Raw genomic sequence first — 15,744 nt, forward strand, 5'->3', positions numbered from 1 at the left:
TTTAATAACCATAGTTTAAAAATTTATGAATCTAACTTCTTCTCTGCTAGATTTAGCTAATTGTTCTTCCTCGTTTACTATTTTAGTCCAAAACTTCTCAGCATTTATTAACATATAAGTGTATACTTCACCAATCCTTTTCATAGTATCCTCTTCGCTTAAGGGGTGTATCCTTAGACCTACCCTTCCTACTGTCCCTCCTCTGACCATTAACCAATGTGCGAATACCTCAACAGGATATTTAGTAGTAATTTCTTCATTTGTTAATTTCTTTCTGTATAGGTAGAATAATTCACGAATAAAATTTGCGGAAATAACCCTGAAGAATTGCTCTTTCCATTTCTCTAGGTAATCTTCTCCTTCCTTTATCATAATATTTCTCAAGTAATTATACATGTCTGAGGCTGTTTTATCATCAGTTAGTGATAAACCTGTAACAGCATAAACGAAGTCTTTCTGCGCCATAAAGGCGTCGAAATCTCTATTTACAAAGAGCCATGCAGTAGCTGCAAAGGAATTTACAATTCCGTTCATCAGTTTATCTACTAGTTTCTCTTTATCGACATTTTCTGAGACCATTTTACCCTCTCTTATAATGTTAGCCAGTTCTTCGAAGTCAACGACACCAGCATATATTAGTTTCCCGTCGATAAACACGGAAGGAGTAGATATTACACCTCTTTCTAGTGCTATAAACGGATATAGTTGGGTATCAATAATTATTACCTTACTTAGTAGCCCTTCCTTTTCTAAGAATTCAATAAGGAGGTTACATTCTGTACAAGTCTTGTGGGTAAAGATCTCTACTCTCATAGCTTAGTCTTTTTCGGATTAAAGCAATTTAGGTTTTTCTTCCACCATAAGTTATCAAACCGCTTATCTAAAAGCCAGACTTGTACGCGGTCATCAGGTCCCCTTATTCCCCTCCCGACGGATTGCCTGATGGTCATTAAAGCGGGTATTTTATAGAGGTACTCTTCTACTTTCTTACCAAGCCTTTCCGAGGCCTTCTGGGCCCTTAACTTAGTGTAATCATCTGGCGGTGGATAAGGTATTCCGACGATTACTACGTCGCTAATTAAGCTCTTTCCGTCTCTAACGAGTTCTACACCTTCACTCAATTTTCCCTTCCCTACTGCACCTATAATTACCTTGTCAAACTTATCTATTAGAGAGTAAAGTTCTTCTATGGAAGTATCCTCATCTTCTAAATACTTAGGGACCTCTACGTAACCCATGACTTTCCTCATTATTTCGTATGAGGGGAAAACCGAAAATACGTGAGATTTAGCTTGATAATAGACTTTTAGCAGGTAATCCGCATACCTTTTCCACATCGTGTCCCCTCTATTATCAAATTTAGTGGTAACGTCTATGGCTAAAATACATTCGTAAGTCCCGGAGACCTTACCTTTTACCTCTTTTTCCACTTCGATGTATTCAAATTTTCTTGTTATATTCCATACGTGTCTTATGTAATCTTCTGGTGGTAACGTACCTGACATGAGGATAAAAGACAGGTCTTTATTATTTAATATGTCTAGGTACTTTGAAATATCAGGGCTCTTTAATATTACCTTGTTTTTATGTATAAAAGGTACTAAGTCCCTATCCCTGTTCAGACTTTCATAGAACCTTATTATCGGGCCTAAATATATCCTCTTTATCGCTTTTTCTCTTATCATTTTGTCTCTAAGTTCATCGTATTCTTCCTCAAGTACTTTTAGTTCGTCATTAGAGACTAGCGGTACTTCTTTAGCTTTCACATAGCCTTCTACGTCACTTGTGATCCTAGTTAGCTCTTCTTTTACTCTCTGGAGTATAAATTTTACAAAATCGTCTCCGACTTGTTTTAACGCCATGTCGATAGTAAAAACAGATAACACTTTCTCTTCTAACTCTCCTACGTTTTCTATGTTGTGAGCCTCATCGACAACTATAAGATAATCCTCATAATTAATCCCTAAAGCCTCCCTAAAACGTTCTATGAAAAAATAGGGATAAGTCAGGGCTATTACGTCAGCTTTATTTAGGTCGTTGAATAGGGAGAAATAAGGGCAAAAACCTTCTGCAATTCCTTTTTCTTTAAGTTTTTTCAAGTAGTTACTTGGATAATCGTCTACATTTAAGTCTATTATAGAGTTCCTAAACTCGCATTGATTAGAATTTATATCGTCAGTGTTTGCATCTTCATTCGAAAATAAACACGCGTTAGGTTTTCCTACCAAGAACGAAAACTTAAGGTCGCCTTCACTTATCTTGATAAAATCCCTAAAGACCGGTGCATATTCATTGTGGGTCCTGACTAAAAATATTACTTTACCTTTAGTTTCTAACCCAACTAAAAGAGAAAATATTGTCTTTCCACTACCGGTTGGTGCATTTAAAAATACTAATTCATTACTACTTATAAGTTCCTCTACTTTTTTCTTTAACTTTTTTTGCCACTCCCTAAGTTTCAGGTCAGAAAAACTCTTCAATTTTAGCTAATATTTCCTCTAACATTATATATTTAACGTAATCTTTTTCAGCTAGTGATAATATGTCCTTTACTTTCCCTTTTACTTTTATAGTAGATAAGAACGGAAATACTGCTACAACGTGACCTACTTTTTTCACATCTTCAACTACATCTGAAGAAGGCTGCTTAGAGGTAATTATTATTGCTTGGACTTCTGCAGATGAGGAAATATTGTTTATTTCTATTAACCTGTAGTCGATCTTATTGGCAAGCTTCTCCTCTATTGTTGTATTCATTATTTACACCTCTTCACTAATAGTTATATAGCGTTTTAACATTATAAACTAATCGCATATAAAACATGACAAACCCTATAAAAATATCATCTATTATGGAGGGGATAATAAGAGCTTACGTATGATTAGCATTAAATCTTATAAATTCAATTGTGCAATATGCCACGCCTTACAAAAAGCGATTTTAAGCCCGGAGAAAGGAGGAAAATAAAAGTTGACGATAAGGAAATTTTAGTAGTTTATTTAGGTGCAGACCGATTTTATGCTTTTGAGAATAAGTGTCCACATTTAGGGTGTGATTTAAGTAAGGTGGCAGTCGTAATTAGGGAAGAGTTAGTATGTCAATGTCATTTCACTCACTTTTCTCTCAAGGACGGAAAGGCCATAAAGGGAGCTACTAAAAAACCTCTAAAAGTCTATAGCGTAAAAGTAGAAGGAGAAGAAGTGGTCATTGACGAGAGCCAATGACCTTTTCGCAATTAATATCAAAATACGATAATATATTTTTAGCGTCTTTATAGTACATTTGTCCTTGAGCCGTTTCTTCCCCTGAATGGGCATAGAGTAATTTAGACCCTAATATGCTGAAGGCTATCCTCTCAATAGGGTTTACCTTCATAGGCATAACAGCCGAATTAGGAAAGTCCTCAAGGACTCTGGTCAACAGTTGTTTATATTTTCCAGTACCTACTACGGCCAACTTGACTAAAGACTTACTACTAAAAGGTGTGAAAGCCTCTCTTACCTCATCATAAGTAGGTAATGAATTAAAGTAGTGGAGTGAGACTATCATGTCCTCATATGGGACTCTGAACTTTTTTAAAAACCTCACTTCGACGTCATATATTAAACCATAATCGTAGAGGATCTTGTAAAAATTAGCCTTTTCTTCTTCTTTAATATAGTTTACACCCCCCTCGTTTATATCTCTGATAGTAACTATTGTCTTTCGTTTAAACTCCTTAATACTCTCCGCAAGTTCTTCTACCTGCGGTAGGCTATTCATGTAATCTAGCCTTAGTTCTACATAGTCCGCATCAACTAAACTCTTAATCCTCATTTGTACCCCTGAAATAGTCCTAACCGGTAATGCGACTACCACGCAGGTCATTTTATTAGATTTATGTTACCTCCTAAGGAAATTAAGTCTTTCCAAAAGTAAGGGTTGCTCTTGTTAACACACTCCGCTCTGTCTATTATTCCATTACTTACAAGTGATAAGACACCTGCCAGCATAGCGATCCTGTGGTCACTGGGGCATTCGATATGCCCTTCTTTTATCGCCGAAGGGTAGATAATAATCTGCTCTTCGTTAGCGTCTACTTTTACTGAGAAACTCTTTAGGGTAGAAGTAATAGTGTAAACCCTGTCACTCTCTTTAGTCCTCAACCTCTTCGTCCCCTCAATTACCGTTTCACTGTCGGCAAAAGGGGCTATAGAAGCTATCGATGGTGCCAAATCAGGGAAACTGTCAACGTTAACGGTAACCCCTTTAAGGTTTTCAGATCCAAATACCTTCCATCTGTTTTCCGTTATTTCCGTCTTTACCCCCATTTTAGACAGTATTTCAACGATACTGTGGTCCCCTTCATACTCCGGGATAGGGTATAAATTCTCTATGCTAACCTCTCCACCAGTTATAACTGAAGCAATAGCATAAAATGACGAAAGTGCGTAATCACCCGGTATCTCTCCTATGTAGTCTCTAAAGCTACTCCCTTCTACTTCTATTTTATTTCCTTTTATCTTTACTTTCCCGCCCAGTGAGTTAATGAGTTGGACAGTCATGTAAATGTAGCTTTTTGAAGAAATGGGTGGCGTTATTTCTATTTCTCCTCCGCCCACTAAGGAAAGAGCATAGATAAACCCCGAAATATACTGACTACTCTCGCTCCCACTAATTGTGATGTGGTCTGTCTTAAGCCTTCCTTCCATTATTGTAGGTAAGGTAGTCGAGGAAAAAGACACTTGAGGCTTTAATGCGTCTATTATCGCGTTTAGTGGTCTCCTCCTTAAACTGCTATCACCATCTAGCATTACCCTACCTCCTAAAACAGCAAGAATGGGTATACCCATTCTAAGTGTTGTCGCGGAACCTCCAAAATAAAGTGAGGATGGCGACCTCAGTCTCTCTACCTTATTGAAAGCAAAAGGTTTTTCCTCAATTACCCCCAACTCCTTGACGAAATTCCTCGCCACCTGGATGTCATCCGAGGGGTCAGAAACATTAAGTAACCTCACGTTAGCAAGTAGCGAATAAAGTATTAACCTTATTCCGAAACTTTTTGAGGTGGGTGCTCTTACTTTTCCCCTTATTATTGATCTTTTAACCTCTGCTCGCATAATTTCACCGGCTCTAACAGTAAAGGTTTTTCACCATTTTTTTCTAAAAAGTCTAGTATTGGTCCTTCATCTCCTTTTTTCGTGACTGAAAAAATTGAAGGGCCATTTCCCGAAATACCGGAAGCCAGAGCTCCTCTTTTTAACATTTCGTTAATTAACGTTAGGTCGTACCCCAATATTGTACCTATTGTTATCCCGTTAAGCTTCATAGCTGTGATCATATCCCTTCTAGCTAGCGCAAATATCTCCTTAAAAAGTAATTCAAATTTTCTCATATAGTTCATATTAATTTTTACACCCCTATCCCCTTTAGCTATTAGTAGGACTGAAATGTCGAAGGGAGGTTCCCTTATCTCTATTATCTTAAATTCTTTATTATACGTGAAAGAGACCCCGCCAAAGAAAGACGATGTAGCATCGTCCAATGCTCCAGTATAGGATACCCCTGCCTTCAGGGATAGAATAGCGGATAACTTTGGTACCTCACTTAGCCTGATGGGTAACTTGAAATTCTTAATAATTTCAGCTATTAATGCAGTAGATACAGCACTACTACTCTTGAGACCACTCTTTTGGGGTATGTTCGAGCTTATGTCCACATCTATGCAAGGGATTGAATAGTTGTCCCTAAAGTATGAAATTATCTGGTCGATAAGGGGTGAGTACCCCTGACACACACTACTTTGCTTTATGTTTACATCCAAAGTCAGATTAATTGCCATTGACGAGCCATACCAACTGGGCAGTGCGTTTACTATTGAGACCCCTGCATAGGCCTGCAAGACTCAACATACCTCTTCCATCTTTCTTCAATTAATCTTGATTGGTCTTCACTTAGTTTTACTGTGGGGATGTAATTAGCTCTCATGGCGTGGTCAGCTAAAACTATAGCTACCATTGCTTCCGCTACGGCAACCCCTCTAATCGCCACAGCCGGGTCATGCCTACCTATAACCGAAATCGTAGTCTCTTCGTATGTCCTTAAGTCTACTGTTTTTTGGGGTTTTCTTATAGAACTTGTAGGCTTAAACGCACAGCGAAGGACTATATCCTCGCCATTAGATAACCCACCTAAAATACCTCCTGAATAATTATTCTTCCACCTAAGTTTACCGTCCTTGACAATAATCTCGTCGTTAGCTTCACTCCCTTTCATTTTACCGGCTCTAAACCCTAGACCGTATTCAAATCCCATGACAGCGGGTATAGAAAGGATAGCTTTAGCTAAGTCCGCCTTAAGCTTGTCAAATACGGGTTCGCCAAGTCCTATAGGAGTGTTTTTAACGACTATTTCAGCTATTCCTCCCCAACTATCCCCTTCTACAGTAGCTTGCTTAATCAGCTCCTCAAACTTCTCTTCTAAAGACTTTTTACTAGCCCTAACCGGGCTATATTTCGAACATAAGATATCTTCGAAAGTGACCCCTTCGCTTAATTCTACTGGTCCCAAGCTCTTCAGGTGTCCTGCTATGATGGTGTCGCTGAGCATAAGTAGCTTCTTGGCAATTGCACTTGCAGCAACTCTACTTACCGTTTCTCTAGCACTCGCCCTCCCTCCGCCTCTATAGTCCCAGTTTTCATATCCGTATTTCATTATATACGGTAAATCAGCGTGGCCAGGTCTAGGTTTGTGCCTGACTTCCTCATACAATGAGGAGATTACGTCCGTGTTCTTCACTATAATCGCGATTGGTGTGCCGGTAGTCCTCCCGTTATAAACCCCGCTTAATATCTCCGGTTCGTCTTTCTCCCTTCTTCCTGTGACATACTGTCTACCGGGTCTCCTGAAGGAGAGTTCAAACTGGATGTCTTCTTTACTTAAATAAAGACCAGCTGGTACACCTTCTACTACTACTCCTACAGCTGGGCCGTGACTTTCGCCAAATGTAGTTACCCTAAACAATTCACCTAATGAACTCCCTGGCATATAAGTACTTCACCACTTCTCCTCTCTCTAACCTCTTACCAAACCAGATTTTATCAGCTTCTAACGCTTGTTCTACTAAAATTTCGATCCCGTTAATTGTGCTTATCCCCTTTTTCTCAGCTTTAATGATCAGAGGTGTTTTTACCGGTTTATATACAAAATCTACTACTAATTTACCATGAATACAACTATCCGGTACGAAATTGGGGTCAGGCGTCGTGTTAACCACTATATCGCTTTTAGGGCATGAATCTACTACATGCAAGCTGAACCCCTTCTGTATAACCTCTTCTTTTAGCTTTTCAGCCCTCTCTCTGCTCCTGTTAATGACATATACTTCACACCCCATATTTAAGAGTGAATAAATTGCAGCTCTAGAAGCTCCTCCCGCACCGAAAACTGTACATGTCCGAGCTTCTTTTTCACTGATTTTTTCTTTAACGAGCATGTGTAGTGCTAAATAGTCTGTGTTATACCCACGTCCTTCGAAAATCGTGTTTACTGCGCCCACGAGTTTAGCTTCCCCTTCAGGTTTCACGTATTTTATTACTTCCTCTTTATAAGGGATTGTGACGTTCAGACCGTAGGTAATATTGAGTAAGCCTGGAAAAGTGATCGTGAATTTATCCCTTTTTATATCAAAGGCTAAATATACAGCGTTGATACTTAATTTCTGGAATACATAATTATGGATCGCCGGGGATAGAGTATATGCTATATTTTCACCTAAAACTCCGAGCAGTCTCGTATGATAGTCTATCTCAAGCATTGTTCCGCAAACCCCTTAAGTGTTTCTAGGGGTACATCTACTCTTTTCCAATCCCCTATCCTAGTAGGGAACGGCATTAGGAGTTTACCTCCCCTCACTTTTTTATCCTTAGTTATCGCCCCTATCGCCTTCTCTACGTCGATTTTCTCACTCAGCGAGTCGACACTTATAGGTAACTCGTAGTGAGAAAGGATCCATGTAGTATCTTCGACTACACCTTCTTCAGCATACCCCATTTCCTCAGCTATTTTAGCTTCGCATACCATCCCTACTGAAATCGCGTAGCCGTGTGGGATTTTAAAGCCGGAGCCTGCTTCAACTGCGTGACCTATTGTGTGCCCGAAATTTAGCACAATCCTTATTCCTTTAGTCTCCCTTTCGTCCTCTTTAACAACCATTAGTTTATTTAGGGCTGATTTATAGACTACTGTCTCTAATACACTAAGGTCTTTATTATATATATCCTCTTTATGTAAAGCGAGGAAGTCATATAACTCTTTATCTAGCACTAAACCGTATTTAATAACTTCTGCTATCCCTTTTTTTATTTCTTCAACAGGGAGGGTCTTAACGAAATTGAGGTCGGCTATAATAACCGACGGTTGGTAAAAAGTGCCTAATACATTTTTGACATTTTCAAAGTTTACCCCAGTCTTCCCTCCTATTGCAGCGTCTACCATTCCTAAAATCGTAGTCGGGACATTGACTAGGTTTAACCCTCTCATGTAAATCGATGCTATAAACCCCACTACGTCTGTTACAGTCCCTCCCCCTATTGCGACTACATAGTCCCCTCTATCAAAACCCTTCTCAAATAGGTCCTTAATTAGTTTGAGTGAGTATGAAATATCTTTAGCTTCTTCTCCATCATCTATAGGGAAATCATAATAGTTCTTTAAGTACTTTTTTACTTCATCTATTGAAATTTTCTTAGGATGAAAAACAGCTACTTTTTTGTTTTCACCTATTTCGGAAAGGTGAGAAATAGCGTTTTGACCAATAATTACTTGGGTGGACGTATTACAAAAGTCCTCACTTATTTTTATCATGCAGTCCTACCCAAAGCGTTAGCTAACGCTTTAATCCTATTCATAAGGACTTCAAAGGACTCTGGGGTCAGTTGCTGTTCGGAGTCGCTAAGCGCTTTCTCTGGGTGTGGATGGACTTCAATTAGGAGCATATCAGCACCTGCAGCTACAGAAGCTAGTGCTAAGGAGTGCACTAATTCTCTTTTACCTGCTGGGTGGCTTGGGTCTGCACATATAGGTAGATGCGTCTGTAGTTTAGCTGCTACCATTCCGCCTATATCGATAGTGAACCTCGTAGCCTTCTCGAAGGTCCTTATCCCTCTCTCACATAACACTACGTTTCCATTACCTTCTGATAAAATATACTCGGATGTAAGTATCCATTCTTCTACTGTATTCCCCATTCCCCTTTTGAGGAGTACGGGTAATCCTGATTTACCAGCTTCCTTAAGGAGGTCAAAGTTTTGAGCATTCCTAGCCCCTATCTGTAACATATCTACATATTTCTTGAACATATCGATTTGCCTGGTGTCCATTATTTCTGAGACCACGGGGAGTCCTACCTCGTCTCCCACTTTTCGGAGTATCTGTAGCCCCTTTTCACCAAGGCCTTGAAAAGAGTAAGGGCTTGTCCTAGGCTTAAACGCCCCACCTCTAAGGAGAGAAGCCCCTGCCCTTTTTACCGCCTTTGCTACTGTTAGGACTTGCTCCTCGTCTTCAACTGCACAAGGGCCAGCGGCTACTATTACTTTACTCCCCCCTATCTTAACTCCCTTTACGTCGACTTCTGTGGGTTCCCTTTTCCATTCATTGCTGGCTAACTGGAAAGGCCTTTTCGGTTTAACTGTAATTTCTATCGAAGGGTCCGTAATATTCTCTACATAGCTGTCCGGCCACGCTATTACGATTTTTTTACCGTATAAGTCTAGGATTTTGTATGAAGCTGAGGACTCTTTCAGTCTCTCATTTAGTGTAGAGTAATCTACCCCTTGTTTTAGGATAAATAACAACTTACTCACCTAGCTCGTCTTTAACTTGTTTTAGTTCTTTAATCCCTATTTCTCTAGCCTTATAAGCGTAAGGGTTAGTCTTTTGTATTTCTATAATTACTGGGTACAACTCGTTCACTCTAGATATTATTTTAGATACCTCTCTAAAGTTTGTGGTCTGGAGGTCCTTCAACACTTTATCATTGATTTCAAGTTCTTTTTGTAAGCTCGGTATTGCCTTATTTAACCCTAATATGAAAAAGTGGGAAAGGACTTGTACAATTGCCATAGCCTTTTCATGCTCTTCTACCGTAGTTAACACTGGTTGAAGACCGCTGTCCCTCCAAAATTCGACCACCTCGGATATATCTCCTGAAGTAACTGACGGTATGATTGCTATCCTTTCGCCTACCGGGTATAAGATAGGCCCAAATAGGGGGTGTGTTGAGACGTATCTAAAACTATTTTTCTTAGAGATTTCCTCTATTTCCTTAAAAAATGTCACTTTAGAAGAAAAAATGTCCATGACTACCTTATTATTAGGCACCTTAGAGAGGATGTTAAGGATATAGTCACGGGCGGAAGGTGAAAGTGCTAAAATTATGTATTCTCCCCAGTTTATCGCTTGTCCAGGTTCCATATAGACTGCATTAAATTCATTAGATAGTATCTGGGCTTTATGCGGGTTTCTCCCGGTTACAACAACGTTATGCCCGGCTAAAATAAGGAGTGATAATAATGAACGTGACATCCCCCCATATCCAAAAATAACTATTTTTTTCTTTTTCCCGGGGGAAATCTGGTATAGTTTAGAATAGGAGAATAAAATAGGTAAAATAAGGTTTACCATTGATTCGGGTATGCCTAAATACCTAGCTTTTTCAAGCCAATAAGCCTTCACGTATTCTTCTCTTTTAGTATCAGTAACGTCCTTGCCAGATTTTCTCTTTATTTCTCCTATTTTAGAGGATAACTTAAGCCTCCTTTGTAATAACTCTAAGATTTGACTGTCTACATCTTCTATTTCTTTCCTGAGTTTCTCCAGATCGGAGCTCATTCATTTCACTAACTCCAGCGCTGCGCTAACCACGGACTTGTAATTTATTCCATAATAATCTAACAAATCTCTCTGGCTCCTAGCACTCCTACCAAAAGTAGTTGCTCCCACAAACCTCATTTTCGTTGGGTACCTCTTAGCTAATACTTCAGCCACAGCAGACCCTATACCTCCGTATATACTATGCTCTTCTATAGTCACTACCCTCCCCGTCTTTCTGGCATAATATTCTATAGTGTCCTCATCTATTGGTTTAATCGAGAACAAATTAATAACTGCAGTGCTAATCCCCATTTTTTCGAGTTCTTCAGCAGCTTTTAAAGCGTCCCATAGAACTACTCCTGCCCCCATTATAGCAATATCATCGCCGTCCTTTAGTACATATGCCTTACCTAACTTAAAGTCGTAATCCATACCCGTAGTAATAGACGGAGAATACTCTCTTCCCATACGGTAGTATAATGGCCCCCTTAATTCTTGGACAACTACCGGTAAACTCCTTTTTATATCTTCAGGGTCTGCTGGGACTATAACTTTCATGTTAGGTAATACCCTCATTAATGCTATATCTTCTAGGCTTTGATGGCTTGACCCGTCCCCACTATCGCTATAACCTGAGTGGGTCACTAGGATCTTTACATCCAAGTTCATTCTAGCTACTGAATTCCTAACCTGCTCCCAAGCCCTCATTACAAACATGGCAAAATTTACTATTAAAGGTTTGAAACCTACGGCCGACAGTCCAGCAGCGAAGTTAATCATATCTTGTTCCGATATCCCGACGTTGAAGTACCTATCTGGGAATTTTTCTCTGAAGTACATAGCCCTAGTAGAGTCACCAACATCCGCTGTTATCACTACAATATCTTTGTTCTTTTCTCCTAGTTCAACTAGGAGTTTTCCGAAAGTATCACGAATTGAGTAAGAACTTCCTTGCATCATCAGGACTCGACCTCTGCCTCTTAGAATTTTCGATTACTGGGAAACCTTTACCTCTAAGGGTCTTTGCAAATATTACTACCGGTGCTTTTACTTTAAGAGCTTCGTCTATTGTATTTATCAGGCTTACGAAGTCATGACCATCGCAGTTTAATGTTTTCCAACCGACAGATTTCCATACGTCTGGCAAGAACTCTTTAGGCTTGACGTTAGAAGTAGAGTCATCCAGCTGGTAACCATTTAACTCTATGAAAGCAACTAGGTTATCTAGTTTTCTCGTTACTGCATGGGTCATAGCTTCCCAGATCTCTCCTTCGTCTTGTTCCCCGTCTCCCATTATTACAAATACTCTACCCGTCCCTCCTTTCATTTTGATTCCCTGAGCCACGCCTATACCGAAACTCAGCCCTTGCCCTAAACTACCGGTCGCCATATCTACACCGGGTATGAATATTTCCGGATGGCCTTGAAGTAGCCCTGAGATATCTTGTATCTTCCATAACTCGTCTTCGCTTATATATCCTTTTTCTGCAAGTACGGCGTATAGTGCAGGTGCTGCGTGCCCTTTGCTCAGTATTAACCAGTCCCTATTTATAGGGTCTTTCCCTTCTCTTAAGTACTTAAAGAATAGAGTTGTTAATATTTCTATACTGCTTAGTGAAGAGCCCACGTGGATAGTCTGGTCATAGAACAGCATCCTTATTACGTTTTTCCTTGCTCTTTCTGCTATTGACTTTAGCTTATTTAGCTCCTCTAATGATATTGGAGTTCCATCACTTCCACCTTTTTCCATTGGTGCAAAATCAAGCCCCCATCACATCTTCTAAACACTTAATTATAAGCTTTGTTATACAAGATTATTGTGGAAAGGTACTCAAGGCAAATACTAGTATTAGGTTTAGGTGTACAACAAAAGCTTACCGAATTGAAAGTAACAGTCGTAGGGTGCGGTGCCTTAGGTTCTGCAATAGCTGAATTACTGGCCAGGTTAGGGGTAGGTAATATTAGGCTCATTGATGCCGATATTGTAGAACTCAGTAACTTACATAGGACGAGGTTCTTCACCGAAGAGGACGTCGGAAGACCTAAGGCCCTAGTCTGTAAAGAAAGAATAGGCAAAATTAACTCGGGTGTAAATGTAGAGGCTATTATTGATATAGTTGATCAGAGCAACGTGGAAGAGTTAATAAAGGGTAGTGATTATGTCTTTGATGCTCTTGACAGCATATTTTATAGGATGGTACTAAATGACGCATGTGTTAAATCTAACATTCCGTTAATTTACGGCGGTATCATGGGTGAATATGCTTCAGTTAAGTTAATTATACCTAAGAAGACCTCGTGTTTGTCTTGCTTTATGAATTATGGAGGAGATGATGATCGTAATGCTTGTGAGACTATAGGTACTTTGAACACAGTAGTCGATATTACTGCCAGTTTGCAAGTACAGCTAATGATAAACCATTTAATGGGCGAAGAGGATAGGAACTTGTACTACTTAGATTTAAAAAGTCTCAGGTTGGATAAGATAAGAATTGAAAGGAATAGTCAGTGTCAAGCTTGTTCGAAGGGCGAGTTTATTTACCTAAAATTACCGCATCAGACGACTTGTGGAATAGTGAGGGTTAAAGAGGAAGTGAAAAATAGTGCTAATTATGGTGTAAAAATAGAGAAAGTTAGAGATGGGCTAATTATCTGTTATCCCGACGGAAAATGTTTTAAAAAAGTGTCTCGCTAATGTAGACGTGGATAAAAAACTTATACTAGTGATATTTCTTCCGATAATCATTATCGTGATCTATTCTATTATATTTAGGATTGATCTTCTTAACGTGTTTTTGAATCTTAACCCGTATTTTGTAATAGCTTTTTTCATAACGTATCTAGCTCAGCTGGGTATTGTGTCTATTAGAGATTCTAAGATTGCAGGAGTAGATTTCTTAACAGCTTTTAAAGCTAGGTTTTTCGCTAATAGTATAAGCTTAATTATACCCGGCGCAATGGGCCCAGATCTAGCTAGAGCAGTAATCTACTTAAGGAAAGGTCTTACCATAGACAGAGCTTTCTCTCTTTCATTGCTAGAGTCTTTTTACGACGTCAACGTAATAGCATTCATGTTTTTAGTCTTAATTTGGTTCAGATTTTCTCCTCTAGAGATAATTCTGATTTTAACTGCATTAGGTAACATATTCATGTGGTTTCTTGGGATAGGTTACGTGTATGGTACATCCAATTATAACTTGAACCGAGTAGAGCAAAAGGTATTTTCGATAAAGTATCTTAAACCACTAGAAGAGGCTTACTTGAATGGGAAGGTAGAGATGAAGGAAAAATTAAAGAATCCTCTGTTAACGTTTTCATCAAGTATACTAACTCTAGTAGGGTATCTGGTTCAATCATTGCCCTTTTATTTGATTTCAAGGTCTTTTCTCCAAGCTATCATAATAAATACGACATACCAAGTAGCGCTATTAGTCCCTATACCGTCAGCTGCAGGGGTAGCTGAACTATCGTTAACAGCCCTTGTACCGCCACTTGTTGTACTCCAAATAAGAGTACTTGAACTAATTTCATACTCATTAGGGTTCGTCTACGTGAAAGAAATAAGTATCGATGAGATTAGAAAGGAGGTGAAGGAAGTGTGGAAAACTATCTAAAAGAACCCGTCCCTGATAAGCAGATTTCTAGTGAAATAATTTCTTCTGGTACGAAATGCATTAGGATCCCTTATAATCCTGATTCTATTATATTTTCTTTCCTTATCTCCAAGTATACTAGTAATACCGACGGGTTTTATTTGACTTTTAAGGGTGAGTGTCCAGTAAAGCTTGACATTACTCCAAGTGGGAGGACTGTAAAAATCTTTGAGAGGCAGTATAATATAGGGCAGAACTCTTTTTCCTCTCTTTTTCCGATTTCGGTCGATGACATCATCCCCATATTGACAGGGATGTTTTCTTCTATCGTGCTGGAGAGGCGGTTAATGACAGAATATGAAAGGAACGTAATCTCTCAAATGGAAAACTTGGGGGTCACGATAGAGAAAAACATAAAGATCCCTAATTATAAGAACCTACCTCTCTTCTCGTCGCTGACAATGTCGATTGATCCGTTTATACCCGAGATCACCGGGAATAGAGAAGAGGCTATGAAAGCCCTGAAAGAGATAGGAATAGAGGCTACTGATAGACTGGAAGACCTAGACGAGGCTAAAATTAATACCTTAATGATGAGGATAGCGTCGAGTGTAATGAAAATTAACCCTAAATTTGATAGGACTGATCTAGTTGCTGATAGAGTATATTTTATGGAATATGATACTTTAGAATTAGCATACACCGTACTATATTTCTTAGACTTGAAAGGGATAGGGGACTTATTTCAGCTGGTCTTTACACCTAATTACGCTGAGACCTTGGTAATGAAGTTTAGAGACGAAATGGTTAAGGGGTTTAAAATTAATGGTATAACGGAGAACTCTCAGTTTTATGTAGTGGACTCTTCATTAAAATCGCCTATATTATTACAGTTGATATATTTACAACAAGGTCGCGTAAGAAGGGATAAGCCAATATTCGTTAAGCTTCAGGACGGCCTTTATACCAGTCGTTACTTTTTAACCTCTTGGGCTAAAGAAGGGTTGAACAAAGTTGAGGATAAGTATTACGCTAAAGGTTAAGACCCCCTATGCACCGAATGTAGCGAAAATAGTCGCCGTAGACAATATTAGAGTCCCTGATGGAATGGACATTAAAGTGGAGAGTAGGGAAAGTGAGGTTATTGTAGAGGTGGTCATGGATATTAAACACCCGTCTGATATTTTAACACTTAAAAATACTGCTGATGATATACTCCAACAAATCAACGTAATAGAGAAGACTTTAGGCAAGGTAAGCTGAGCAACATAGAAAAGCTTTAAATTAACCGCTATAACT

The 15,744-nt window shown here is 39.1% G+C and carries 18 protein-coding genes; 5 read left to right on the plus strand and 13 right to left on the minus strand.

Annotation, left to right across the window (positions count from 1 at the left end; translation table 11 throughout):
* Nucleotides 1-15: 15 nt before the first annotated feature.
* Genes KN1_RS03745 through KN1_RS03755 form a run of 3 tightly spaced genes read right to left on the minus strand, consistent with a single transcriptional unit; the run spans nt 16 to nt 2,757 of the window.
* On the minus strand, nt 16-813 hold the full coding sequence (locus KN1_RS03745; protein WP_221289485.1) for a thioredoxin family protein: 798 nt from the start codon (nt 811-813) through the stop codon (nt 16-18).
* A complete protein-coding gene (locus KN1_RS03750; RefSeq protein ID WP_225905772.1) occupies nt 810-2,480 on the minus strand; it encodes a helicase C-terminal domain-containing protein in 1,671 nt (556 codons plus the stop codon). The genes KN1_RS03745 and KN1_RS03750 overlap by 4 nt, the downstream gene beginning before the upstream one ends.
* Nucleotides 2,464-2,757: a hypothetical protein gene (locus KN1_RS03755; protein WP_221289486.1), complete on the minus strand. Its 294-nt coding sequence runs from the start codon at nt 2,755-2,757 to the stop codon at nt 2,464-2,466. The genes KN1_RS03750 and KN1_RS03755 overlap by 17 nt, the downstream gene beginning before the upstream one ends.
* Before the next feature lie 159 nt (nt 2,758-2,916).
* Here KN1_RS03755 and KN1_RS03760 point away from each other — a divergent pair, with 159 nt between their 5' ends.
* Entirely contained in the window at nt 2,917-3,225 is a 309-nt protein-coding gene (locus KN1_RS03760) for a Rieske (2Fe-2S) protein (protein WP_221289487.1), read from the plus strand.
* Here KN1_RS03760 and KN1_RS03765 read toward each other — a convergent pair.
* The 10 genes from KN1_RS03765 to KN1_RS03810 are packed head-to-tail and all read right to left on the minus strand — an operon-like array spanning nt 3,206 to nt 12,602.
* Complete coding sequence (locus tag KN1_RS03765; RefSeq protein WP_221289488.1) at nt 3,206-3,868, minus strand: type I 3-dehydroquinate dehydratase; 663 nt, start codon at nt 3,866-3,868, stop codon at nt 3,206-3,208. The genes KN1_RS03760 and KN1_RS03765 overlap by 20 nt on opposite strands.
* Nucleotides 3,865-5,100, minus strand: a complete 1,236-nt coding sequence (gene aroA, locus KN1_RS03770; RefSeq protein ID WP_221289489.1) for a 3-phosphoshikimate 1-carboxyvinyltransferase — start codon at nt 5,098-5,100, stop codon at nt 3,865-3,867. Before aroA ends, KN1_RS03765 begins: the two co-directional genes overlap by 4 nt.
* Nucleotides 5,073-5,882, minus strand: a complete 810-nt coding sequence (locus KN1_RS03775; RefSeq protein ID WP_221289490.1) for a shikimate kinase — start codon at nt 5,880-5,882, stop codon at nt 5,073-5,075. The genes aroA and KN1_RS03775 overlap by 28 nt, the downstream gene beginning before the upstream one ends.
* Nucleotides 5,855-7,027 (minus strand): chorismate synthase, encoded by a 1,173-nt coding sequence (gene aroC / locus KN1_RS03780; protein ID WP_221289491.1) that lies wholly within the window; start codon nt 7,025-7,027, stop codon nt 5,855-5,857. Before aroC ends, KN1_RS03775 begins: the two co-directional genes overlap by 28 nt.
* Nucleotides 7,005-7,796 (minus strand): shikimate dehydrogenase family protein, encoded by a 792-nt coding sequence (locus tag KN1_RS03785; protein WP_221289492.1) that lies wholly within the window; start codon nt 7,794-7,796, stop codon nt 7,005-7,007. Before KN1_RS03785 ends, aroC begins: the two co-directional genes overlap by 23 nt.
* On the minus strand, nt 7,784-8,845 hold the full coding sequence (aroB, locus tag KN1_RS03790; RefSeq protein WP_221289493.1) for a 3-dehydroquinate synthase: 1,062 nt from the start codon (nt 8,843-8,845) through the stop codon (nt 7,784-7,786). The genes KN1_RS03785 and aroB overlap by 13 nt, the downstream gene beginning before the upstream one ends.
* On the minus strand, nt 8,842-9,834 hold the full coding sequence (gene aroF, locus KN1_RS03795; RefSeq protein ID WP_221289494.1) for a 3-deoxy-7-phosphoheptulonate synthase: 993 nt from the start codon (nt 9,832-9,834) through the stop codon (nt 8,842-8,844). The genes aroB and aroF overlap by 4 nt, the downstream gene beginning before the upstream one ends.
* 1 nt (nt 9,835) lies before the next feature.
* Nucleotides 9,836-10,870 carry a chorismate mutase gene (locus KN1_RS03800; protein WP_221289495.1) on the minus strand — a complete coding sequence of 345 codons (1,035 nt, stop codon included), beginning with the start codon at nt 10,868-10,870 and terminating at the stop codon, nt 9,836-9,838.
* Nucleotides 10,871-11,812: a transketolase family protein gene (locus tag KN1_RS03805; protein ID WP_221289496.1), complete on the minus strand. Its 942-nt coding sequence runs from the start codon at nt 11,810-11,812 to the stop codon at nt 10,871-10,873.
* Complete coding sequence (locus KN1_RS03810; protein ID WP_221289497.1) at nt 11,781-12,602, minus strand: transketolase; 822 nt, start codon at nt 12,600-12,602, stop codon at nt 11,781-11,783. Before KN1_RS03810 ends, KN1_RS03805 begins: the two co-directional genes overlap by 32 nt.
* Nucleotides 12,603-12,671: 69 nt before the next feature.
* On the opposite strand from KN1_RS03810, the gene KN1_RS03815 reads away from it, so the two are divergent.
* The 4 genes from KN1_RS03815 to KN1_RS03830 are packed head-to-tail and all read left to right on the plus strand — an operon-like array spanning nt 12,672 to nt 15,708.
* The gene (locus KN1_RS03815) at nt 12,672-13,547 is read left to right on the plus strand and encodes a HesA/MoeB/ThiF family protein (protein ID WP_221289498.1); all 876 of its coding nucleotides are present in this window, start codon (nt 12,672-12,674) and stop codon (nt 13,545-13,547) included.
* A 7-nt stretch (nt 13,548-13,554) separates the two neighbouring features.
* Nucleotides 13,555-14,466 (plus strand): lysylphosphatidylglycerol synthase domain-containing protein, encoded by a 912-nt coding sequence (locus tag KN1_RS03820; RefSeq protein ID WP_221289499.1) that lies wholly within the window; start codon nt 13,555-13,557, stop codon nt 14,464-14,466.
* Entirely contained in the window at nt 14,451-15,488 is a 1,038-nt protein-coding gene (locus KN1_RS03825; RefSeq protein WP_221289500.1) for an SSO0295 family DNA-binding domain-containing protein, read from the plus strand. The genes KN1_RS03820 and KN1_RS03825 overlap by 16 nt, the downstream gene beginning before the upstream one ends.
* A complete protein-coding gene (locus tag KN1_RS03830; RefSeq protein WP_221289501.1) occupies nt 15,460-15,708 on the plus strand; it encodes a KEOPS complex subunit Pcc1 in 249 nt (82 codons plus the stop codon). The genes KN1_RS03825 and KN1_RS03830 overlap by 29 nt, the downstream gene beginning before the upstream one ends.
* Nucleotides 15,709-15,744: the final 36 nt, after the last annotated feature.

The organism is Stygiolobus caldivivus (assembly GCF_019704315.1).
GTDB classification, from domain to species: domain Archaea; phylum Thermoproteota; class Thermoprotei_A; order Sulfolobales; family Sulfolobaceae; genus Stygiolobus; species Stygiolobus caldivivus.